Origin of the sequence: Bacillus sp. 3a, assembly GCF_017161885.1 — a bacterium.
Taxonomy (GTDB): Bacteria; Bacillota; Bacilli; order Bacillales; family Bacillaceae; genus Bacillus; species Bacillus safensis.
The window spans coordinates 3,104,049-3,126,531 of record NZ_CP067376.1 but is presented as its reverse complement, the minus strand read 5'-3'; the positions used below and the strand labels follow the sequence as shown (position 1 = coordinate 3,126,531).

The window sequence follows — 22,483 nt, the reverse complement described above, 5'->3', positions numbered from 1 at the left end:
ATAGACTAAGATAGAGTGAGGGTTCGGAAAGGATGAAGGAAAAAAGATCAAAAAGAAGACTAAGGCCTTGGGTAAAAGCCGTGCTGTTTATCATGGCATTTGTCATGGTGATGGCAGTGTCCGTGACTGGATACGCATACTATAAAATTTCAAGAGCGTCGAATAAGGCGCAAGTATCATTAGAAAGAGGAGACACCTCGCAAAAGCGTGTGAAAGCTTTTGATCCAGGAAAGGACAGCTTTTCGGTGCTGCTGCTTGGAATTGACAGCCGTCCAGGTGAAACGGTAGACGAAGCAAGAAGTGATGCGGTCTTACTAGCGGCGGTGAATCGAACAGACAAAACCATTAAGCTTCTCAGTATTCCTCGTGATGCTTATGTGGATATACCGGGGAGAGGATATGATAAAATTGCTCACGCCCATGCGTTTGGGAGTGCAGATTTGTCAGTCAAAACGGTCGAAAACTTGTTGAACATTCCTGTAGACTATGTGATTTCAGGGAACTTTAAGGCGTTTCAAGACATTGTGGATGAGCTAAATGGAATTGACGTAACGATTAAAGATGAAGGCATCGCAAAACAAATGGAAAAGGATTCAAAAGGGAAAGTTCATGTGCAAACAGGAACACATACGTTAAATGGTGAAGAAGCTTTAGCCTTTGTGAGAACGAGAAAGGCTGATAGTGACCTCATGCGCGGAAAACGCCAAATGGAGGCACTTCAAGCCATCTTCGAAAAATCTAAATCGATTTCTTCGATCCCGTCATATGACAACATCATTGATACGCTTGGTGATAATGTCTCAACCAATCTTTCCATGAAGCAGTTCATCGGTCTTTTTCCATTACTGAGCTCATTGAAATCAGTGGATACGATTCAGCTAAAGGGCCATGATTATCAGCCTGGGAATGTGTATTACTTTGAGTTAGATGGACCAGGATTAGAAGAAGTTAGAACAGAGCTGAGAAAACAGCTTGAATTATCATAAATAAGAAGGAGCCTGCCGCCGCGGCAGGCTTTTTTCTTTGCATGGGTACCACGCCGCATTTCAGCAAGAAGTTAATTTGCTTGATGCAGAAAATATCCAGTCAGCAGTTCCTCTACCCGGTGACGTATACGCGGATTAAAGTATTTATGCTTTTCTTCATAGCCATTTATGATAAATAGATACGTTGTAAATCCTTCATCGTGTTCAATTTTCTGTACCTTCATATTTTCTTTACGTAAATGCTGCTTCAGTTCGTAAAGTGCTTTCTGTGCTTCCTTTAACACGGAGGTCACAAGCTGAATGTATGGTTCATTTAATTTAAATGTTTGATGTTGTTTTAAGTGTGTCAGATCACGATTGAGGATGGAGATGACCATTGGGAGAAAGATGGCCTGTTCCATCATCTGAAGCTGTATTCTTGATAGTCTCGTCATGTCCAAGCCTGCTTTCTTTAAAAATAGAACAAATGTTCCTATTTATTATATCGAATGAGTCAAATAATCTCAAGGGGGCGAGTGGTATTCATTTGTATATTTTTATGTTTTCCATGTAAAATGAAATGTAGACAAACCTTGAAGGAGTCAAACAAGTTGACATCATTTCTTTCTCTATTTACTCATGAAAATATCACATCATTTTTTGAAAGCTACAAGGCCTTTGGACCAATTGTCGCTATATTGCTTCCTCTGATTGAAGCATTTCTTCCGTTTTTACCACTCGTGGCGTTTGCGGTGGCAAATGCGAATGCATTCGGCCTTTGGGAAGGCTTTTTATTAACCTGGATCGGTGCAAGTGCAGGTTCTATTCTTGTCTTTTTACTGATCAGAAAATTTGGACAGATGAGAATGCTGAACTTTATCAGCAGACACCCTTCCATTAAGAAATTAATGCTTTGGGTGGAGAAGCGGGGATTTGGTCCGTTATTTATTTTACTCTGCTTTCCTTTTACACCTTCTGCGGCTGTCAATGTTGTCGCAGGCTTATCAAGAATTAGCATGTGGCAATTTTCATTAGCTGCTTTAGCTGGTAAGTGTGTCATGCTCTTTATCATTAGTTTTATTGGTTATGATCTTTCTGCTTTAGTAAAGAATCCGTTAAGAAGTGTTTTTGCGGTTCTAGTTATCGTTTTATTATGGTATGTTGGAAAGAGAGTAGAAAATAGGTTGAACATTCGAATGAGCAAGCGTGAGGACAAAGGAGGCTCTTAATGAAAAAGAAGCCATTGCTATGGTTGATGATTATTACATGCATCGTCTTATTGTTCCAGGTAAAGAATTTCATGTTTGTGAAGTATAAAGTAGAAGGGGTTAGTATGGACCCCACATTTACAGATGGAACAGAATTATTAATCAACAAGTTCTCGCCAAAACTCACGAAAATTAGCCGGTTTGATTATGTGTTATTTCACGGCCCTAAAAATCAAATTTTGATCAAAAGGGTCATTGGGCTCCCAGGAGAATCGATCAAGTATGTAGATGATCAGTTATTTGTTAATGGGGAAAAATGGAAAGAACCCTATTTAAAAGAGCAGAAAAAACATAAAATGGGGAATGTCCTGACAGGAGATTTTCAGCTGAAAGCCATCACAGGACAAGATAAAATCAAAAAAAACCATTACTTCGTAATCGGAGATAACCGAATACATAGCTTCGACAGCCGGCATTTTGGAACGATTTCAAAGGATCAAGTAGTTGGTGTCAAAAGAAATCAGGATGAATAAAAGAAGAGGCGCTCTGCACATGCAAAGCGTCTCTTTTTTTATTTTGCGGCTTTATATTCAGGATGTCTTTTTGCCCAGACATGATGTAAGAATCGAAAAAACGGTGGCAGCATCGCAATGACAAGAATGATTCTAACGACTTGTACAGCTACTACAAAGGTTGAGTCCTCATGGAGTGTGACTGCTGTTGTTGCCATTTCTGCAATACCGCCAGGCGAAAAGGCAAGAATGGCTGTAATGACAGAAATGCCTGTGACCTCTGCAATGGCAATTGAACTGAGAACCGTTGCAGCAATCAATCCAGCTGAGCTGACGACGGCTACAATTAACGTGTTTTTTAGCCCGACAAACATCTGTTTATTCATTTTTGAACCGATGGTTGCACCGAGAAATACCTGTGATGCGATATTCGCTTGTGCTGGCCAATAAGGAATCAAATCATGACCTATGAGCGCACCTGCACCTACTTGAAGAGCTGCAACTCCTAACATGCTGCCAATCAGCCAAGGGGCAGGGAAATGAAGCCGAACCGCGAGGCGTGACATAAGCCAGGCACCTAAAATAAGTGCAGCAGTCCACGAGATATTTGACAGGGTGAAAACGCCGGATGAAAAGGCGCTCCCTTGCACGCCTGCAGCTGCATCCGCTGGATTTTTTGTATTTAAATAGAACACCGTAAATGGGATGGTGAGTACCACCATTAATACACGTGTTGTTTGTACGAGACTGACAACGGCTGTATTTGCTCCAACCTCTTGGGCAATCCCTGGCATAGCAGATAAACCGCCTGGGGCTGTTCCGACAAAGCTGGTCAGCATATCTGTTTTACTCAGCTTCCATAAGGCAAAACCAGAGAGCATCGCCAGTAGAATAGAAAAAACGAGCATGAAACTCACAGGGAGCCAATGTTCAGCAAAAATATGAAGAACTTTCATGTTCATTTTCTGTCCGAGTTCGATTCCGAGAATGAATTGACCAAGGAGTAGCCATCTGCTGTGAATACGCAAGGTGTTGTTTCCTTTACGCTGAAACAGGGTGGGACGTCGCATGGCAATAAATGCAGCTGTGATTAATGTACCGACCATCCAGCCAATAGACATTCCTGTTAAAGACAAAAGAAATCCACCTAAACCGCTTATCGCGATCAAAATGAGATCGGTTCGAAGGCTGTTTCCTTGTTTCATCACATGTAAACCTTCTTCCTATAAATTTGTTCAGTAAGTGAAATGTTGTTATCTTTACTATAATACAAAAGTCTTTATAAATAAAATACGAATTTTTTTACCTTTTTCATAAGATTATCTTATCAAGAGCAAGATAGCCTCTTGATAAAAGTAAAGATATAATTTTTACCAAAAACAAAAACAATATACAACGATTTTCCCCTATTTTAGTTATCAGTTGACTATCATTTTCAATTACACTACAATCCTTAGTGTGAGGTGATTACATGAAAATTCCTTCTTTTAAATATAATGAAAAGGGATTGAATCGTTTTTTCGGTCCTTTAGAGGGAAGAATTATGGAAATCCTTTATCAAGGTGAGGATATGCCGATTAAAGAAGTGCAGCAGAAGCTGTCAGATGAAAAGCCGATTAATTTCAACACAGTGATGACTGTGCTGAACCGCTTAACCGAAAAGGGAATTGTCGAGAAGAAAACAAAAGGGCGTTCATCTATTTATAATCCCATTTTAACAAAAGAAGAATTTCTAAATGAGCAGACAAAATGGATTACGCAAGGGCTGATGGACGATTTTGGTCCACTGGCAGTGAATCATATGGTGGATGCAATTGAAAGTGCTGACCCTGAATTACTCAAAGTGCTTGAAGCAAGGCTGGCATCCAAAAAAGAGGAGCAGCAAAATGAATAAAATGAAATCGAGCCTGCTATTTTTAAGCGGTATATTGATTGGTTTAACGATTTTTTATCAGATGGGGTATTACGTGCTTTCAAGCTTTTTTGGCTGGAATCAAGCATATAATCTCATTCATGTATGCCAGTCTGTTCTCGAATTCTATGGATTCACTCCTTTGAAATATTTTCTAGATGCTTTAGTCCTCTACACACTGGGATTTGCAATTTTTTATATGACGAAGCAAATCAAAACATACATTCAATTCAAGCAAAATCTGATGCTTGCAGTCGATTACCAGTCGACCGAATCTTTATCTGAAAAATATGCAAATGACATCATTGTGTTTCATTGTCATGAACCGCTTGCTTTTGCCATGGGGATGCTTCATCCAAAGGTCTACTTATCAACATCTCTCATGGACATGCTGGATGAAGAGGAAATTGATGCTGTTGTTCATCATGAATTGCACCACAAATACAGCTACGATCCTTTAAAGGCCTTCACATTCTCAATGCTTACAAAAGTGATTTGGTACATTCCAGTGTTAAAGCATATGAGACAAAGCTATTCCGTTTTTCGTGAAGTGATCGCAGATGACTACGCGATTCGGCAGACAGGCACTGAGCTTGGAGTAGGGCAAGCCCTTTTGAAACTGATTAAAAAGAGAACGCAGTTTCAAAAACAAACGAAGTTTGCGGTATCCTTTGGAGATCGGGCATTGAATTTAAGAATACAGAAGATCTTAAACCCAACATACAATATTCCTTTCAATGTACCCATCATTCCCATTGTCACATCAACGATTCTCATGGTGGCCTTAATCATTATGCTTAATCTAAATTACTAATTTTTTTTACTTATTAACATTACATTATGTAGTGTAAAAACAGGAGGAAATCACTATATGAAAACAAATCAAGAAATAGGTACACTTTTTGTACGTGTTATTTTAGGTATCATCTTCTTTCTACACGGACTTCAAGCATATCAAGGAGGTCTGGGAGGAACAGCCGCATTCTTTGGACAAATCGGTATACCGGAATTTATGGCCTATATTGTGAAGACAATTGAACTGGTCGGTGGTATCGCCTTGATTTTAGGTCTAGGAACACGTATTTTCGCAGCCTTATTTGTACCCATTATGGCTGTGGCGATTATGACGGTTGGTTTTTCTAAAGGATTTGTGGGCGGTTATGAATTTGAACTATCGCTGCTTGTCATGGCGCTTTATTTAACACTTAGCGGCAGTAAGATGCTGTCCATTGATGGGATGCTAAAACATCAGCAGCAAAGCAATGAAGCAAAATTTCATTAAACGATCATGAAAAAAACTCCTTCTGCTATTTGTGGCAGAGGAGTTTTTTATTTATCAAATTGTCGTTTTCACGTTTGAAAAAGTGAAAGAGATGAGAGGTTTGCTGAGAATCCTTCCTTTATTTTATAGATTGAATGAATAAAAAGACAATTTCATTTTTTGACGGAACATACGATCTCCTATTAAAATAGGACTATCTAAGACACATGGTGCGTTAAAAGATATAAAAACCATACAGCATGCTGCTGTTCATCTTGAGCGATACGTTTCATCAGCTCTTTTGTTCCTTGATCCCGGACATAATCTGATATCGTTAAGTAAAAATCGACCGTTCTTTGTTCATCTTTAAATGCGAAAAGAAGCCCTTCTCTAAATTGATCTGGACAAGGTTCTGTTATGCTTGGTTTGTGGTTTTTACCTGTTAAAGAATAATATAGCTTTGAAAATAGTTGATAGTGTCTGACTTCATCCTGGCGTATTTCTTGAATGATTTTTTTTGCCTCAGGAGTTTTTGCTCTTTGGGCAAGTTTTTCGTAGCATTGGATCGCAGAATATTCACCATTGATTGCTTTTTCAAGATCTGAAATGATTCTTGTGTTTTGGCGCATGTCATATGGCGAGTAGTCATAATAACTGTAATACATGATATTGCCAGCCTCCTTTGAGTTCATGATGGTTTATGATATGAGAAGAGTAAGGAAAGGTGCCTATATCTTTTTAGGAAGGAGAAGGGGAAAATAGCTATTTACTTTTATTTTCGCTAGAATATGAGTACATAAGAAAGGTGTTGTGGAGCGTGGAGATTCAGTTTTTAGCAGGCAGATCGGGGAGTGGAAAAACGACTGCAATCTTAGAGGAAATCAAAGAACAGCTTCGGCTTGATCCGTTGGGTCCGCCAATCATTTTTTTAGTCCCGGATCAAATGACATTCTTAATGGAATACGAGCTTGCAAAAACGTCTGAAGCTGGCGGGATGATCAGGGCAAAAGTATTTAGTTTCACGCGTCTTGCTTGGTCTATTTTACAGCAGACTGGCGGAGCGAACCGGCAATTTGTGACAAGCACAGGAATTCAAATGCTTTTAAGAAAAGTGATTGAAGAGGAGAAAGAAAAGTTTAAGGTATTCAAAAAAGCGAGTGATAAGCCGGGGTTTGTGGAGCAAATCGAAAAGACGATGGCTGAGTTCAAGAGATACTGCATGCTGCCGGAGGATATTGAAAAAATTTCATTATCGAGCATGCATTCAGAGTATACAGAAGAAAGACGGGCAGCCGAGAAATTGCATGATCTGCATGTTCTTTATCAGCAGATGGAGCAGCATTTACAAGATGAATATGTGCACTCAGAAGACTATTTGACACTTCTCACGCAGCAAATTCCTTTATCTGAAGAAATAAAAGGAGCACACATTTATATAGATGGTTTTTATCAATTTACACCGCAGCAGCTTCTCGTCATTGAACAGCTTCTGCTGCATGCTGAGAAAATAACGGCTGCTTTCACAGTGGATCGTTCCTATCATGATAAGCTGCCAAATGAACTTGATTTATTTCGTATGACAGGTAAAACGTATTTCCAGCTCTATCAGCTTGCCAAAGAGTGCGGAGCGGCCATTTCTGAGCACATTTTGGAGAGAAATAACCGTCATCTTCATACGCCGGATCTTGCTTATTTAGAACGGCAATATGAGCAGAGACCGGTGCAGCCATATCAGGAAGTCACTCCTCATCTCACAGTATCTAAAAGTGCGAGTAAACGAGCTGAAATTGAGGGAGTAGCGAGAGAAATTCTTCATTTAGTGAGAGAAGAAGGACTTAGACTGCGAGATATTTCGATTGTAGCGCGGCATGTAGACGACTATAAAGATACGTTAAAAGAGGTTTTTCGAGATTACGATATTCCTTTTTTTATTGATGGAAATGAATCGATGCAGTATCATCCGCTCATTGAATTGATTCGTTCGAGCTTGGATGTCATAAAAGGAAACTGGCGGTATGAGGCCGTGTTTCGATGCGTGAAGACAGAGTTCTTATTTCCGCTCGAACTTGCCAAAAACAAAGCGAGAGAACAGGCAGATCAGCTTGAAAACTACTGTATTGCTTATGGTGTAAAAGGAGAACGCTGGACAAACGGTTCCCGTTTCCATTACAGGCGGTTTCAATCCTTAGATGAGGATTTTGGACAAACAGATCAAGAAATTGAAATGGAACAGATGCTGAATGATGTAAAGGAATGGATCGCACCTCCGCTTTTCCAATTGCAAAAAAGGCTGAAAAAAGCGCAAAAGGTAAAAGACATGGTAGAGGCAGTCTATGTCTTTTTAGAGGAAATACAAGTGCCGGATAAACTTGAAAAGGCTAGGCTGGAAGCTGAAGAAGCAGGTAGATTAGCTGAAGCCATGCAGCATGGACAAGTATGGGAAGCTGTTATTCAATTAATGGACGAATTTGTGGAAATGCTCGGTGAGGAGGAGCTCTCATTTCCTTTATTCCAACAGATGATGGATACAGGATTGGCCTCTTTAAAATTCGCTTTAATTCCGCCTTCACTCGACCAAGTATTTATCGGAAGTATGGATTTATCCAGAATGTATCAAGTGAAGTGTATGTTTATCATTGGGGTAAATGATGGCGTTATTCCCGCACGCCCTTCTGACGAAAGTGTATTGTCTGAGGATGACAGGGAATGGTTAAAACGAGCAGGAGCAGAGCTGGCAGAGACAGGAAAGGAACGGCTGCTAGATGAGCAATTTTTAATTTACCAGGCGCTGTCGAGTCCATCTCATCATTTGTATCTGTCTTATTCAGTGTCAGATGAAGAGGGGCGCTCTCTATTGCCTTCGACTCTTATCAAGTATTGTCAGGAGCTTATGCCAAATCATGAGCATGCTTTGTATGTGTTAGACCCGGAACAGCTGGATGACAAGGAGCAATTAAAATTTGTAGCGAATGAGCATGTCTCGTTATCGTATACTGTCTCGCAGCTGCAGCAATGGCTCAACCAATATCCCATTAGTGGTGTATGGTGGAGTGTCTATAATTATTTGATGACGTCATCTCATCGGGATGTATCAAAAAACATCTTGTCGAGTTTGTTTTTTACAAATCGAGCGAAGCGCTTAAAACCAAACGTCACAAAAGAACTTTACGGTGATCACATTCAAGGCAGTGTTTCAAGAATGGAGAAATTCAATGCGTGTGCATTTTCTCACTTTGCTTCCCACGGGTTAAAACTAAAGGACCGGCAATTTTATAAATTGGAAGCACCCGATATCGGCCAGCTGTTTCACTCGGCCTTAAAGCATATTTCAGATACGCTTGTTGAACAAAAAAAGGATTGGAAAAACCTAACGAAGGATGACTGTGTCAACTATTCAAGACATGCAATCGAACAGCTTGCTCCGCGTCTTCAAAAGGAAATCCTATTAAGCTCTAACCGGCATGCTTATATTAAAGAAAAACTCCAGAAAATCTTGATTCGAGTCTCTTCTATATTAAGTGAGCATGCAAGAGTGAGTGGATTTTCTCCCGTTGGGCTTGAGTTAGGCTTTGGAGGCCAAGGACCACTTCCGCCGTTTACTTTTCAATTGAAAAATGGCTGCACGATGGAGCTTGTCGGAAGAATTGACCGGGTGGATAAAGCAGAAGGTTCAAAAGGGCTGCTGTTGAGAATCGTCGACTACAAATCGAGTGAGAAAGGTCTTGATCTAGCAGAAGTATACTATGGGCTGGCCTTGCAAATGCTCACATACTTAGACCTGACCATTACGTATTCGAAGGAGTGGCTCGGTGTAGAAGCAACACCAGCTGGCATTTTATATTTCCATATTCATGATCCGCTCATTCAAGCACCGATTCCGCTTGCAGAGGATGAAATTGAACAGGAAATATTCAAGAAATTTAAAATGAAAGGTCTATTGCTTGAAGATGTAGAAGCGGTAAAGCTAATGGATCAAACGCTTGAATCAGGAAGATCACAAGTCATTCAAGCCGGCTTGAAAAAAGATGGGTCCTTCCGTTCTGACTCTGCTGTTTTAAGTGAAGATCATTTCCATATACTCACACAGCATGTTCGGCGCACGTTTGAAGAGGCAGGCGAAAGAATTACAAATGGCGAAGTAGCCATTAATCCATATAAATTGAAGGATCAAACACCATGCCGCTTTTGTTCATTTAAGTCTATTTGCCAATTTGATGAATCGATAGAAGATAATGAATTTAGAGTGCTTTCATCTGAAAAGGATGATGTTGTGATAGACCGGATCAAAAAAGAAGGGGATCAGTATGCAAATACCAAAACCGAATAACAGTACTTGGACGGATGACCAGTGGGAAGCCATCGTTTCAGAAGGACAAGATATTCTTGTTGCGGCGGCGGCAGGGTCAGGTAAAACAGCTGTTTTGGTTGAACGGCTGATTCGAAAAATGACCCGTCCTGAAGATCCAGTTGATGTGGATCGTCTGCTCGTTGTGACTTTCACAAATGCATCTGCGGCAGAGATGAAGCATCGGATCACAGAAGCACTTGAAAAGGAGTTAGCCAAAAACCCCGGGTCCCTTCATATGAGAAGACAGCTGTCGCTCATGAATCGTGCCAATATCTCCACCCTGCACTCCTTTTGCTTGCAGGTTTTGCGCACCTTTTACTATGAGATTGACCTAGATCCAGGCTTTCGTTTGGCTGATCAAACAGAAGGAGAATTATTAGGAGATGAAGTGTTAGATGAACTGTTTGAGGACGAATATAAGGCTGGAAAGCCAGCGTTCTTTGAACTGGTTGACCGTTACACTTCTGATCGTCATGATTTAGACTTGCAATGGCTTGTAAAGAGAATTTATGAGTTTTCCAGATCTCACCCTTCACCTGAGCAATGGATGAGGGCATTCCTTTCTCTTTATGATGTAGATGCTCAAACAAAAGTAGAACAATTACCGTTTTACCCATATATCAAAGAGGACCTTTCTCTCGTTTTTCGAAGCTGTCTGGAACTGCTCGAACGAGCTCTCGCCCTATCAAAAGAACCGGGCGGCCCAGCACCGAGAGCAGAAAATTTTATAGATGATTTAGAGCAAGTCAATGAATTAATCAGGCACCAAGATGATTTTGAGAAGCTTTACGAGCTTTTGCCAAACATCAATTTTAAAAGGCTCAAAACATGTAAAGGGGACGAATATGACCCTGTGCTGTTAGAAAAAGCCACAGATGCACGCAATCAAGCAAAAAAACAATTAGAAAAGCTTAAAGATGAATACTTTATGCGCAGTCCCGCCCAGCATTTGAAAAGCTTAGCTGAAATGAAGCCGGTGGTCGAGACACTTGTGGAGCTTGTCATCCAGTTTGGAGAGCGTTTCGAAAGAGCGAAGCAAGAAAAATCAATCGTGGATTTTTCGGATTTAGAGCATTATTGCTTACGCATTTTAGCAGAGCAGGACGCGGAAGGAAATTTGATCGAAACAGAAGCGGCCAAGTACTATCAACAGCAGTTTGAAGAAGTGCTCGTTGATGAATATCAAGATACAAACCTTGTGCAAGAAACGATTTTAAAGCTTGTATCTAAAGGGGAACATGCTGCAGAGGGCAACCTGTTTATGGTTGGTGATGTAAAGCAGTCCATATATCGTTTTAGACTGGCTGAGCCCATGCTCTTTTTAAACAAATATAAACAATTCACACCAGACGGCAAAGAAACAGGGAAGAGAATTGATTTAAATAAAAACTTCCGCAGCCGTTCAGATGTGTTAGACAGTACGAACTTTTTGTTCAAACAGCTGATGGGGGAAACAGTTGGAGAAATTGAATATGATGAACAAGCTGAATTAAAGCTTGGAGCGAGTTATCCAGAAAGCGAAGATACAACGACAGAAATGCTTCTTGTACATTTAGATCAACAGGAAGCAGAAACTGACGAAGAGCGAGAAGAGCTAGAAACCGTACAGCTTGAAGCGAGAGTCATTGCTAAAAAAATAAGACAATTGGTGGAGCAGCCATTTCAAGTGTACGATTCAAAACAGCAAATGACTCGTAACTTGCAGTATCGAGACATTGTGATTTTGCTTCGCTCCATGCCGTGGGCACCGCAAATGATGGAGGAATTGAAGAAGCAGGGAATCCCTGTGTATGCGAATCTTTCCTCTGGTTATTTTGAAGCAACAGAGGTGTCCGTGATTCTTTCTCTGTTAAAAGTCATTGATAATCCATATCAAGATATTCCGCTTGCAGCTGTATTAAGATCACCAATTGTTCATTTAGACGAAAATGAAATGGCACTGATCCGCACGAGTGATAAAAAAGGCACCTATTATGATGCTGTGAAAGCATTTATGAGTGTGACTCATTCAGATCACCCTACATGCAAAAAACTAGAACGATTTTTCAGGTTGTTGCGTAAGTGGCGTGATTTCTCTATGAATCATTCAGTAGCGGAATTGATTTGGGAAGTATACCGCGATACGCAGTATCTAGATTACGTCGGCGGGATGCCTGGAGGCAAACAGAGACAGGCGAATCTCCGTGCTCTTTATGATCGAGCGAAGCAGTATGAAAAAGCTGCTTTTAGAGGGCTGTTCCGTTTTCTTCGCTTTATCGAAAGAATGCAGGAGCGTGGAGATGATCTTGGGGCGGCAAAAACGTTCAGTGAAACAGAGGACGTTGTTCGCATGATGACGATCCACAGCAGTAAAGGATTAGAATTTCCAGTCGTCTTTACCGCAGGACTCGGCAGAAACTTTAATATGATGGACTTAAACCAGTCCTACTTACTTGATAAAGAATTAGGCTTTGGAAGCAAATATATTCATCCAGAGCTGAGAATTAGTTATGCAACATTACCGCTTGTTGCGATGAAAAAAAAGATGAGGAAAGAGCTATTATCTGAAGAGCTGAGAGTTCTATATGTAGCGCTCACAAGGGCTAAGGAAAAATTATTTCTTGTCGGCTCTGTCAAAAATCAGGTGAAGGCATTAAGCAAATGGCAAAATGCTGCAACCGGAGAGGACTGGCTCCTCCCTGATTTTGAACGTTATCAATCGAAAACATACTTAGATTTTATTGGTCCTGCTCTCATCCGTCACCAAGCAATGTCATCTATTTTAGAAGAAACAGGTGATGTTGTTCTTTCGCACCCATCAGCATTCACAATCTCATTTACTCAAGCTTCCGATCTTCTAAAAGAAGATATGTCACTTGAAAAGAAGCAGCAAGATGAGGTGGTACAAGCATTGATGGACGGCTTACCTGTTGAAGGATATGGTGATGCTGATGAGAAAGTAGCAGAGAGACTTTCATGGAGATATCCGTATCTAGCGGCCTCACAAGTCGGCACAAAGCAGTCTGTTTCAGAGATAAAGAGAATGAAAGAAATACAGGATGAGTACAGTGTTCCTTCTTCTCTTAGAAGAGCTCATGCAACGTTGTATGACCGGCCGGCTTTCATGAAGAAAAAAGCACTCACTGCCGCAGAGCAAGGCACCGCAATGCATACAGTCATGCAGCATATTCCGCTTTCTTCTGACGAGCCCCTCGATGAAATCCATATACATCAGCTGCTCGATTCCTTACAGCAGCGGGACTTGCTAACAAATGAGCAAGTTCAGTCAATTGATCAAGAAGGAATTTCCGCTTTTTTCTCTACTTCTATTGGGCAAAAGCTGCTGAAAGCGGACTGGGTGAAACGAGAAGTGTCATTTAGTATGGTGTTACCTGTTAAAGAGGTATACAGCCATATTGATGCAGAGGGGGAGCCTGTCCTTATTCAAGGGATGATTGACTGTTTATTTGAAACGGATGGAAAACTATATTTACTAGATTATAAAACAGATAGAGTGCAAGGCAGATATACAGGCGGTCTTGAAGCAGCTGTACCTATTTTGAAAAAGCGCTATGAAACTCAAATAGCGTTATATGCAAAAGCAGTAGAACGTTTAACAAACAGAACATTAGAGGAGAAAATTCTTTATTTCTTTGATGGGAATTTAGAAATTTCATTATAAATGTATCGGAATGAGAGGTGAATCAAATGAGGATTCTGCATACGGCAGATTGGCATTTAGGAAAAACCCTTGAAGGCCGGAGCCGGCTTGATGAGCAAGCACAGTTTTTAGATGAGCTGTATCAAATCGTAAAAGACGAACACATTGATGTCATTGTCATGGCTGGAGACGCCTTTGATACAGTGAATCCGCCTGCTAGAGCAGAACAGCTTTTTTATGAAAGTCTATCTGCCTTATCTGATAAAGGAAAACGTCAGGTCGTGGTCATCTCAGGCAACCATGATAATCCGGATCGACTATCTGCCGCATCTCCTTTAACAAATGATCAGGGGATTCATTTAATTGGATATCCGACAAATGACATCATCCGCGTCGATGTTCCTTCTTCGAGTGAACGTTTATCCATTGCAGCACTCGCTTATCCGTCTGAAGCGAGACTTAACGAGGTGCTGGCTGAAACATTTGAAGAGAAATTGCTTCGTGATCATTACAATTTAAAAATACAGCAAGCGTTCCAACATTTAAGCGCTCAATTTCAAGCCGATACGGTCAATATCGCAACAAGCCATATTTATGTGGCAGGAGGAAGTCAAACAGATTCAGAAAGACCGATTGAAGTAGGCGGTGCATATACCGTTGCGGCTGAAAGTCTGCCAGAAGCAGCCTGCTATGTGGCCCTTGGTCATTTGCACCGCCCGCAAACCATCAAACGTGCCAAAACGATTGCCCGCTATTCCGGGTCCCCTCTTGCTTACAGCTTTTCTGAATCAGGATATGCCAAATCAGTCACGATTGTAGAGGCAAAACCTAATGAAAAAGCAAGCTGGAAAGAAGTGTTGTTATCAAGCGGAAAACCACTTGTGAAATGGAAGGCAACTGAAGGATTGAGCCAAGTACACGAGTGGCTGGATGAAAAACGGGATCTTCAGGCATGGATTGATTTAGAGATTCATTTAACAGATCAGCTCTCCATAGAAGAGATTCATCAGCTCCGAAAGCAGCATAGCGGGTTTGTCCATATTAGACCGAAATTTAAAGAACTTCAGCAAATGGAAGAACAAAAGCAAGTCGAAAAGCTCTCAATCGAAGAGCGGTTCGTGAAATTTTATGAGCGCCAGACAGGCGGCGGTCTTCCTGATGAAAAAACAGTCAAGCTGTTTTTGGAGCTCGCCAATGAAATGCAAGAGGAGGAAGCGACTTGAAGCCGATTACACTAACCATTAAAGGACTTCATAGCTTCAGAGAAGAACAAACAATTGACTTTAGCTCATTATGTGATGCAGGTGTGTTTGGCATTTTTGGACCGACAGGAAGCGGAAAGTCGTCCATATTAGACGCCATGACCCTGGCACTTTATGGCAAAGTGGAACGTGCGTTAAATAATACACATGGTATTTTGAACCAAGCGGAAGAGAAGCTGTCAGTTTCCTTTACGTTCGCTTTGCAAAAGGAACATCACATTTCTTATAAAGTAGAACGTGCTTTCAAGCGGGCAGATGAAATGAAAGTCAGAACGACACTATGCCGTTTGATTGAAATTGGTGATACGCAGACAGTTCTTGCAGATAAAGCGAGTGAGGTCAATCGTAAAATAGAAGAATTACTCGGGTTAACCATTGATGATTTTACGCGAGCGGTTGTCTTGCCCCAAGGGAAGTTTGCAGAATTCCTTTCTTTAAAAGGAGCCGATAGACGACAAATGCTTCAGCGTTTGTTTAACCTGGAGAAGTATGGGGATCAGCTCGTTAAACGTTTGCGCGCAAAGGCGCAGAATCAGTATGGACAAAAAAATGAACTGCTTGCTGAGCTGAATGGTTTAGGTGAAGCTGGTCCAGAGGCGCTCGCAAAGGCAAAGGAAGCGGCAGAGCAGGCAAAGGCTATTTTTCATGAGAAAAAACAAGCGCGGGATGAGGCGTTCACTGCTTTTACAAAGGCGCAAACAATTTGGCAGTATCAAAAGGAACAAGAAGCTTATGAGACGGAACTAAACCATCTGAATCAACTGGCACCATCAATGGAAGAGAAAAAGGCCAAGCTTCATATTGCTGAGCAGGCAGAGGCATTAAAGCCTTATGCGGATGCATTAACAAAGGCTGAAAATCAGCTTTCTCAAGCATTAAAAGAGAAGCAGGAAGCAGAAAATCAGCTGCTGCATCAACGAACGATCTATGATCAAATGACACAGAACTATGAGCAAGCAAGGCAAAAGAAAATAGAAACTGAGCCAGAACTTCTTCAAAAGAAAGAGCAGCTGCTTCAGCTAAAGGAAATTGAACGGAAAAAAGAGGCGGCTCTTCAGGAAAAGACGGCAATCGAACAGCGAAAAAACGATACAACGCAGCAATTATTACAAAAAAAAGAAGAAGCAGACAATCTCCAATCTTTGTTAGAACGTGCACTGGCAAAACAAACACAGCTGAAGCGTGAGCTCGAGCAATTACAAGTCTCTGTAAAAGAACGGAAAAGTGTACAGGATGCTTTGCGTTTAAGCGAAAATATTCAAAGAATACACCAAAGCATACACAAGGAAGAACAAAAGATGGAGGAGCTCAAAAAGCGATCAACACAGAGCGCAGCAGCATATGAAAAGCTTCAAAAACAGCAAAAAGACCATCATGAAAAAATAGACCAATCATTTCAAGCGATTGAACAGCTTTATTTCTATGTATGTGAATTCGAACGGGCTTTTACAGAATGGAGTAAAAGAGAACAAAGTCAGAAGCTCGAAAAATTAAAACAGCGTGATGCTGTTAGGGCGGCGGAATTAAGAAAAGAATTAGCGGCAGAGCTCGTAGATGGTGAGCCATGTCCTGTTTGTGGATCGATTCATCATAACCCACAGGCACTGGAAAACACTGATCATGAAGAAACAGTGGCACAAATCGATGAAGTGATTCAACGGATGGACACAGAGCTCAAGCAAGCAGAGGAATATACAAGAGACATGTATGCAGCCAAGCAGTTATTGGAAACGCACGCCAATCAATTAGTAAAGCAGTTTGCCTTTTTATCTCAGAAAGCTCCAGGTGCGGAAGTTGCAGCAGCAGTAGAAGCAGTGCAAAAGCCGGAGTCCTTGCAGAATCTCATGCAAGAATGGAAAGGCTTGAAACAAGATATTCAAGAAGTTGAACGTAAACGAGCTCGTTTAATGGATGAAACATATGATCAAGCAGCAGAGATAAGCAAGACGAAAGATCAAATGACATTTGATCAGCAGCGTACCGAAGAATTAGACGGGCTGATCAAGGAGCTTCAGTCTGAGCTTGCAGAGCAAACGTCTCAATTTGAACAGGCCTTCCCGCACTTTACATTGCACCAAGTACAAGAGATGCAAAAGCAGATCGACGAAAAGGACCAGCAAGCGGAAGGCTATAAAGAGCGTATTGAGAAAAGTATTTCATTTTTGGAAGAAAAACAGCAGGCAAAAGAACAGCTGCAAACAGCCATATACGATGTAGAGAAGGAACTTGATAAACTAGCGCATCAGCTAGAAAGCCAGCAGCAGCTCATTCATCAATATGAAACAGATTTAGGGAGATATCCATTGAAAGCTGTCTCCATTTCTGATGAATTGATCGAGGTTGAACACACGCTTGCTCGTCTCAATGAAATGGAACAGCAATCGTACAAGCAATTACAGCAAGCGCAGGAGCTCTTTAGTGAAGCACAAAGTCATTTTTCAAGCTGTGAGCGTCAGCTTCAAGAGGCTGACCGGAGAAAACAAGAAGCAAGTGAAGCATGGACTAAAGAATCGGAGTCTTCTCCTTTTGATAAGCCTCAAGAGATTGAATCTGCTTTCATGAATCAATCAGTACGTCAAACTGTTAAACAAGAAATTGACGAATTTGAGGATAAAAGAAAGCAATGTGCCGCAAACTTAAAGCGAATTTCTGAACTGCTGAAAGATGAGTCACTAGATGAAAAGCAATGGACTGACATTCAACTGAGGAAAGAAGCGGCAGAAAAGGCATTGGAAGAAGCAACAGTGATGAGCGGCTCTGCATATGAACATCTGCGTGTAATGGAAGAAAATCACCAGCGATTTGCAAGTATTCATGAACGCTTGGCGGAGCTACAGCAAGAAATTGATCGGCTCGATAAGTTGCAAACTGTGTTTAAAGGAAATACATTTGTTGAGTTCTTAGCAGAAGAACAGCTGGAAAGTGTCAGTCGTGATGCATCTGCCCGTCTTGGTATTTTGACAAGACAAAGGTATGCGATTGAGGTTGATTCAGAAGGCGGTTTTGTCATGCGTGATGATGCGAATGGCGGTGTCAGACGTCCAGTGTCCAGCTTGTCCGGCGGGGAAACCTTCCTGACGTCGCTTGCGCTTGCGCTAGCTCTTTCAGCGCAGATTCAGCTGAGAGGTGAGTTCCCGCTGCAATTCTTTTTCCTTGATGAAGGCTTTGGTACCCTTGATCAAGACTTGCTTGATACAGTGATCACTGCATTAGAGAAATTACAGTCTCAAAACTTAGCTGTTGGTGTCATCAGCCATGTGGAAGAATTGAAAATGCGGCTGCCGAAAAAACTGATTGTCCATCCGGCAGATCCAAGCGGGAAAGGGACAACAGTCTCAATGGAATTAATGTAAATATTGAGGTGATGACACGGGTGGCAAAGCAAACAATTGGATTATGTGAGCTGTGCGGAAGACAAGATGTCCTGCTCACAGAACATCACTTAACGCCAAGAGAAGAAGGCGGGGCTTTTTTACCGACTGCCTACCTATGCATCCCTTGTCATAAACAAGTACATGCCCTCTATACAAACCAGGAGCTTGCCGCACGTTTGAACACAATTGATGCGCTGAGGCAAGATGAAAAGCTTGCTTCGTACATCAAATGGATTCGGAAACAGCCGGCAAGCAAGCTGGTCAAAACAAAAAAATCGAGACAGCGCAGAAAGAAATAAGCATAAAAAAGCGCTCCTCTATTTGAAATGGATGTAGAGGAGCTGCTTTATGCATTGCCTACCATATTCTGATCATTTAAGTCAGGATCCACATAGTTGGTGGCGCTAATGCCATTATTTAATATCAAGAAATCTCCGGTATTCCCCGCTCCAGAGCCTAAAGCAGATTTTGACGAACTTTTAGGCGACAGGTAGAATGAGTCACCGACGTTTACGACGCCTCCAGAAATAGAGTTAATGTAAATGGGTCCGACAATTGCTGGCATAATCGACATCCTTTATTCGAAGTCATATCACCATCATATGCGCAGGTAGGTCCATTTGTGAGTTTTGCGGACTTTCATCATTGCTAAACAGCTCTCTAATATGCTTCACTCGCGCAACGCCATTCATTCTACAAGTAGAGCCGATTTGATAGACAGAGGACGATGATACCCCTTCTACATGGATTGAAGACACTTTAATCACAGGCTTTTCATGGTAAAATGCCGTTCTCACTGATCGCTCTGGCAGCATCAAAGGAATGGGCTCATAATACACTTCAAATTCTTTCGCATCTAAATTTTCTGCTTCATAGCCATAAAACAAACTAATGGTTCGTTGAACAGCTAATACCTTGACTTTCGGGCATAGCTCCTGAGTATCACCAATTTGAACCACACTCGAAATCCCGACAGAATTCACCTTTGAGAACTTTACTTGAGATGTGCGCTTGATCATTATCGAGGCGCCAGAGGAACAAACGGGCCAATAATCAGTGATTCTGGCGGAGTATCGAAAATCGAGGATAATTGTACATGGTCTGTGTCCCCGATGATAAATAGGGAAGAAGACGATACCCCGACTACTTTAATGCTTCCAGTCTCGATGTTGCGGTTGACAACTGTGAAATTCATCCGTTTTCCTCTCCTTTCGTTTCACTTGGAATATGGGCTAAAAAGTGCTCAATCGCTCGCTTTACATCATGCTTCACATATTCGGCAATTTGCTCTGAACGCTGCAGCGGTGTCATATCTTCCCGGTGTGGCAGCTGTCCCGCATAGTATTTGATCCTGCTGTCAATTTGTTTGCGAATATCCTCAATGATATGGTGTTTGTTGCTTTCATCGAGGGACCCTTCGTATCGCTGTTCTAGTTCTTCAAGAAGTTCTGGTGCTTCTTCATTTAAAAATGCATCGACAAGCTGCCGTGTTTGATTGAAAAATTGACCAGCCATTTCTTGCTGCATCATTCCAATTCCCGGGGTTGTTGTTTGGCCCACTTCAAAGTTTTGAACACTGTTTGGATCAGATGGATTGAGGCCGATATTCAGCGTTCCTTCCAGCCGTTCGATTTTCAGTTGATCAAATTGATAATCAATCCGTTCAATATTCGTTGTCGGTTTATCTTTGATCATTTGTATTTCCTGCTGAAGCTCGTTAAGCCTTTTTTCCAGCATCATGATTTGTTGCGAGTGTTTTTGAATGATGCCATATACTTGTGAAGCGTTGCTCTGATAATCATACATTTACATACACCTCCGGGGATTGCAGATGGCTTAAGTTGTTGGTGACTGAAGCGGTACAAAAGGTGCTGTGCTTGCGCCTTGAGATTCTTCAATTCCTTGTGTACCTGCTGCGGCAGGCGCTGCTTCTACATAGCTTCCCGTGTTATACAGGTTGGAAAGGGCCTTGATGGATCCAGCACTCCCAATTTGCAGAACAGAGGAGTTACTCACAGACTCTACACGTAAATAATTAATTTGTATCGCTTGATTAATATAGAAGTTCAACGGATCCTCACTCCTTACAAGTTACCAACAAGCGGTTGATCAATGACATCACTGTCGTACGTATTTGTCACACTTTTGTAGTTGCTAATTTGTAATTGATCACCTGTATTAAAACTGCCTGCGCCAGCAAACGTTTTAACCTGACTATTTGGAGAAATGGTGATGCAGTCTCCAACATGAACGACTCCGCTCGTTCCGACGGCATTTACTTTAAAGGCTCCCACAATAGCCGGCATAGCGGTGCACATCCTTTATAAAATTAGGGCACTTGTTTTGGGCGTTTCACCATAGCTTATGATGGGTCTTTTAATGTGTGATTGTCTTTTTGAAAGCTTTTGATGAGAGGAATTAGATGTATCGCTTACCCTTTTTTTGAGCAATCTTTAGAGGTGGATTTGATGCCTTTATTTAAGAGTGTGTCAAGCTCTTGACTGCACCTGATCGTTTCTTCGGCATTCATCCCGAATTTTTTCGCAGTCTCAATTAAATGTAATCTTTTTTGTTCAATTTCATAATTGATCATAACGGACGCCAACTCTCACATTTTTTATCAAATAGAAGGATATGGTTAGTATACCCTATTTTTCTATAAAAAAAGCTGTTTCGTCAATATGAGTAATAAAGTGACAAAATTCGAAAGTGTTCTTACGTACCAAATATCTCTTTTTTGATCTCAGTCTGTAAATAGCGTCGTCTTTTGTTGATATACTGCCGAATTAAGTCTCTTTCAGACTGCAAGATGTCTTTTCGATCTTTCGTATATGGATCATCTCCAATTCGATTCTCAATCGATTCATGCCATTTCTCGATGATTGGGCAGAGCCGGTCTTCTACAAAATGTGTATCGAGTACATGCTGGAAAAGTGTGTAATAGGCTCTTTTAAACGAAGGAATATCTAGTAATCTAGCAGTTAATGTATTAAATCCGTTAACTGGGATATAATCAAACGGCATTTCTTCTCCATGAATGTCACGACCCCATGTTGCATCATAATCCCAAGGAAGTACTTGAAACCTCCCTTGTTCATTTACATAAAGAGCGTAGTTATGGACAAAACCATCAAAGTTTTGTGTGCATACCACACCGATGAGCCAGCGGAAATATTGTGTCACATCTAGGTATTGTTCAATTTTTTCTGCAAAAGTGTCATCTTTCGCTGTGTTGAGAAAGTAAATAAATTCACTCAGCTGCTGATCATGTTGAGAAGTTCCCGTTTTTTTCTCGTATCCGAGAAGAAGGTGCTTTTTTGGTTTTTTATCAAAAGAACTCAAAAGGGAGAAGTTCGCGTCATCATCAACCGCATAATAAATGCCGCCTCCTGAAAGCTGCCGTTTTTGAAGAAAGAACTCATCGACGGATTCTATTTTCAAATAAATCCCTTCTTTTCTTCCATTTATGGTGAGAAACACATGAGAAGCAGCGGGGCTATGCACCCCCATCTGCTCAAAGAAATAAAAGGACAGCCTGTTTCGGCTAAATGAAGGATCATTGTACTCTGCATTTAAATGAAAGATCGATTCGCCCTGTCTTTGTTTCGGCTTTCGATATTCAATTTGATAGGACTTTTTCTTAAGCTTTCTAATGTGTGATCCGCGGTATGAAGCATAAATATGTGATTTGGTTTGGCCTGTTTTTAGAATAGCTTCAACAGGTTCATCGTTCCAAATGTCTCTTTTTAATTCAATCAGGTCCTTTGGATGAATCCACATATCAAGTTGTTTTAAAGGTTCTGTGTTCATACGTTCATCAGCCTCCTATATGCTCTTCTTTACAATATGAAAGTGAAGGAATGTCCTGTACCGGCTGGTAGGTATTCATGGAGTTTTAAAGGAAAGAGGCATTCGTCACGAACACTTGTCTACCGAGTCTCGTAACATAAAGCAGAGAAGATAAACAGCTTTGTCTGTTTGTTTTGTCGAAGCATAGACTG

The 22,483-nt window shown here is 41.2% G+C and carries 22 protein-coding genes; 11 read left to right on the top strand and 11 right to left on the bottom strand.

Annotated features, from left to right (window positions below; genetic code table 11):
- Positions 1 to 32 precede the first annotated feature (32 nt).
- Positions 33 to 986 carry an LCP family protein gene (locus tag JJ692_RS15940; RefSeq protein ID WP_206533943.1) on the top strand — a complete coding sequence of 318 codons (954 nt, stop codon included), beginning with the start codon at positions 33 to 35 and terminating at the stop codon, positions 984 to 986.
- 71 nt (positions 987 to 1,057) lie between these two features.
- On the opposite strand, the gene JJ692_RS15935 is transcribed toward JJ692_RS15940, so the two are convergent.
- A complete protein-coding gene (locus JJ692_RS15935; protein ID WP_044335801.1) occupies positions 1,058 to 1,420 on the bottom strand; it encodes a YhjD family protein in 363 nt (120 codons plus the stop codon).
- Positions 1,421 to 1,576: 156 nt separating this feature from the next.
- Between JJ692_RS15935 and JJ692_RS15930 the strand changes: the two genes are divergently transcribed.
- Positions 1,577 to 2,194 carry a TVP38/TMEM64 family protein gene (locus JJ692_RS15930; RefSeq protein ID WP_024425492.1) on the top strand — a complete coding sequence of 206 codons (618 nt, stop codon included), beginning with the start codon at positions 1,577 to 1,579 and terminating at the stop codon, positions 2,192 to 2,194.
- Complete coding sequence (gene lepB, locus JJ692_RS15925) at positions 2,194 to 2,706, top strand: signal peptidase I (protein WP_024425493.1); 513 nt, start codon at positions 2,194 to 2,196, stop codon at positions 2,704 to 2,706. The genes JJ692_RS15930 and lepB overlap by 1 nt, the downstream gene beginning before the upstream one ends.
- Before the next feature lie 38 nt (positions 2,707 to 2,744).
- Here the strand turns inward: lepB and JJ692_RS15920 are convergent, their stop codons facing one another.
- Positions 2,745 to 3,890: an AbrB family transcriptional regulator gene (locus tag JJ692_RS15920; protein ID WP_024425494.1), complete on the bottom strand. Its 1,146-nt coding sequence runs from the start codon at positions 3,888 to 3,890 to the stop codon at positions 2,745 to 2,747.
- A 266-nt stretch (positions 3,891 to 4,156) separates the two neighbouring features.
- On the opposite strand from JJ692_RS15920, the gene JJ692_RS15915 reads away from it, so the two are divergent.
- Genes JJ692_RS15915 through JJ692_RS15905 form a run of 3 tightly spaced genes read left to right on the top strand, consistent with a single transcriptional unit; the run spans position 4,157 to position 5,879 of the window.
- Positions 4,157 to 4,579, top strand: coding sequence for a BlaI/MecI/CopY family transcriptional regulator (locus JJ692_RS15915; RefSeq protein WP_024425495.1), 423 nt, complete (start codon positions 4,157 to 4,159; stop codon positions 4,577 to 4,579).
- Positions 4,572 to 5,411 carry a M56 family metallopeptidase gene (locus JJ692_RS15910; RefSeq protein WP_024425496.1) on the top strand — a complete coding sequence of 280 codons (840 nt, stop codon included), beginning with the start codon at positions 4,572 to 4,574 and terminating at the stop codon, positions 5,409 to 5,411. The genes JJ692_RS15915 and JJ692_RS15910 overlap by 8 nt, the downstream gene beginning before the upstream one ends.
- A gap of 57 nt (positions 5,412 to 5,468) precedes the next feature.
- A complete protein-coding gene (locus JJ692_RS15905; protein ID WP_024425497.1) occupies positions 5,469 to 5,879 on the top strand; it encodes a DoxX family protein in 411 nt (136 codons plus the stop codon).
- A gap of 197 nt (positions 5,880 to 6,076) precedes the next feature.
- On the opposite strand, the gene JJ692_RS15900 is transcribed toward JJ692_RS15905, so the two are convergent.
- Positions 6,077 to 6,523, bottom strand: a complete 447-nt coding sequence (locus tag JJ692_RS15900; protein ID WP_024425498.1) for a ferritin-like domain-containing protein — start codon at positions 6,521 to 6,523, stop codon at positions 6,077 to 6,079.
- 152 nt (positions 6,524 to 6,675) lie between these two features.
- On the opposite strand from JJ692_RS15900, the gene addB reads away from it, so the two are divergent.
- The 5 genes from addB to JJ692_RS15875 are packed head-to-tail and all read left to right on the top strand — an operon-like array spanning position 6,676 to position 18,781.
- A complete protein-coding gene (addB, locus tag JJ692_RS15895; protein WP_206533942.1) occupies positions 6,676 to 10,185 on the top strand; it encodes a helicase-exonuclease AddAB subunit AddB in 3,510 nt (1,169 codons plus the stop codon).
- Positions 10,163 to 13,867, top strand: coding sequence for a helicase-exonuclease AddAB subunit AddA (addA, locus tag JJ692_RS15890; protein WP_206533941.1), 3,705 nt, complete (start codon positions 10,163 to 10,165; stop codon positions 13,865 to 13,867). Before addB ends, addA begins: the two co-directional genes overlap by 23 nt.
- Positions 13,868 to 13,893: 26 nt before the next feature.
- Complete coding sequence (sbcD, locus tag JJ692_RS15885) at positions 13,894 to 15,069, top strand: exonuclease subunit SbcD (RefSeq protein WP_122631156.1); 1,176 nt, start codon at positions 13,894 to 13,896, stop codon at positions 15,067 to 15,069.
- Entirely contained in the window at positions 15,066 to 18,461 is a 3,396-nt protein-coding gene (locus tag JJ692_RS15880; protein WP_206533940.1) for an AAA family ATPase, read from the top strand. The genes sbcD and JJ692_RS15880 overlap by 4 nt, the downstream gene beginning before the upstream one ends.
- A gap of 20 nt (positions 18,462 to 18,481) precedes the next feature.
- On the top strand, positions 18,482 to 18,781 hold the full coding sequence (locus tag JJ692_RS15875) for an HNH endonuclease (protein WP_151862953.1): 300 nt from the start codon (positions 18,482 to 18,484) through the stop codon (positions 18,779 to 18,781).
- A 47-nt stretch (positions 18,782 to 18,828) separates the two neighbouring features.
- On the opposite strand, the gene JJ692_RS15870 is transcribed toward JJ692_RS15875, so the two are convergent.
- The 8 genes from JJ692_RS15870 to JJ692_RS15835 all read right to left on the bottom strand — a co-directional run bounded on the left by JJ692_RS15870 (position 18,829) and on the right by JJ692_RS15835 (position 22,292).
- The gene (locus tag JJ692_RS15870; RefSeq protein WP_003211468.1) at positions 18,829 to 19,047 is read right to left on the bottom strand and encodes a spore germination protein; all 219 of its coding nucleotides are present in this window, start codon (positions 19,045 to 19,047) and stop codon (positions 18,829 to 18,831) included.
- Between the two features lie 22 nt (positions 19,048 to 19,069).
- The gene (locus tag JJ692_RS15865) at positions 19,070 to 19,501 is read right to left on the bottom strand and encodes a spore germination protein GerPE (protein ID WP_024425504.1); all 432 of its coding nucleotides are present in this window, start codon (positions 19,499 to 19,501) and stop codon (positions 19,070 to 19,072) included.
- Complete coding sequence (locus tag JJ692_RS15860) at positions 19,501 to 19,677, bottom strand: germination protein GerPD (RefSeq protein WP_003210893.1); 177 nt, start codon at positions 19,675 to 19,677, stop codon at positions 19,501 to 19,503. Before JJ692_RS15860 ends, JJ692_RS15865 begins: the two co-directional genes overlap by 1 nt.
- A complete protein-coding gene (locus JJ692_RS15855; protein ID WP_024425505.1) occupies positions 19,674 to 20,288 on the bottom strand; it encodes a spore germination protein GerPC in 615 nt (204 codons plus the stop codon). The genes JJ692_RS15860 and JJ692_RS15855 overlap by 4 nt, the downstream gene beginning before the upstream one ends.
- 30 nt (positions 20,289 to 20,318) lie before the next feature.
- Entirely contained in the window at positions 20,319 to 20,552 is a 234-nt protein-coding gene (locus tag JJ692_RS15850) for a spore germination protein GerPB (protein ID WP_003210877.1), read from the bottom strand.
- A 14-nt stretch (positions 20,553 to 20,566) separates the two neighbouring features.
- A complete protein-coding gene (locus tag JJ692_RS15845) occupies positions 20,567 to 20,788 on the bottom strand; it encodes a spore germination protein (RefSeq protein WP_024425506.1) in 222 nt (73 codons plus the stop codon).
- A gap of 125 nt (positions 20,789 to 20,913) precedes the next feature.
- Positions 20,914 to 21,075, bottom strand: a complete 162-nt coding sequence (locus JJ692_RS15840; RefSeq protein ID WP_029707539.1) for an aspartyl-phosphate phosphatase Spo0E family protein — start codon at positions 21,073 to 21,075, stop codon at positions 20,914 to 20,916.
- A 122-nt stretch (positions 21,076 to 21,197) separates the two neighbouring features.
- Positions 21,198 to 22,292, bottom strand: coding sequence for a CotH kinase family protein (locus JJ692_RS15835; RefSeq protein ID WP_149125788.1), 1,095 nt, complete (start codon positions 22,290 to 22,292; stop codon positions 21,198 to 21,200).
- Positions 22,293 to 22,483: the final 191 nt, after the last annotated feature.